This window comes from Rhodococcus sp. ENV425, from assembly GCF_002887785.1.
Classification (GTDB): Bacteria; Actinomycetota; Actinomycetes; order Mycobacteriales; family Mycobacteriaceae; genus Rhodococcus; species Rhodococcus aetherivorans.
Map to the genome: position 1 here is coordinate 1 of NZ_PCZU01000289.1, position 545 is coordinate 545.

The 545-nt window shown below is 77.6% G+C and carries 1 pseudogene; it reads right to left on the reverse strand.

Annotation, left to right across the window (positions count from 1 at the left end):
* Window positions 1-545, reverse strand: a pseudogene (locus CQZ88_RS30290) (cation-translocating P-type ATPase); the annotation flags it as partial.

Sequence of the window (545 nt, forward strand, 5' to 3'; positions counted from 1 at the left end):
AGCACGGAGGTCCCGGCGGCCAGCAGCAGGTCGGCCCTGCCGGGGCCGAGCGCGGACTCGACGAGAGCGCGGATCCGCGGGTGATAGTCCGACACGAGGACCGGAGCGGCTGCGGCGCCGTGCAGGCGCGGCAGGCGCAGGTAGCGCCCCGCCGCGGTCAGCGCCAGTCCGGTGCCGGCGGTCGCCGCGGACACGCCCCGCCGGACGAGCAGGACGTCGTCGCCCGGCAGCTCGTGCGGAACACCGCGGGGTGCGGTTGCGGCGCCCTCCGCTTCGGCGTGTTCGACGAGGCGCCGGAGCGTGCCGGCCGTCGGTCCGGCCGGGTCCGTGGACACCACGAGACGGCACCAGGGGCGGTGCAGTTCGGCAGTGACCACGCCCGGTGTGTCCCGGATCGCGGCGAGCACCCGGTCGCCGAGCGCCTCCCCGTCCGGGCCGTCGAGGCCGCGGACCTCGATCCACGTTCGGGCACCGTTCGCTGCGCAGCGCCGGGCGGGGCGCCCGCCGGCCGCCTCCCGGGCGACGTCCGCTACGAGTTGGACAAC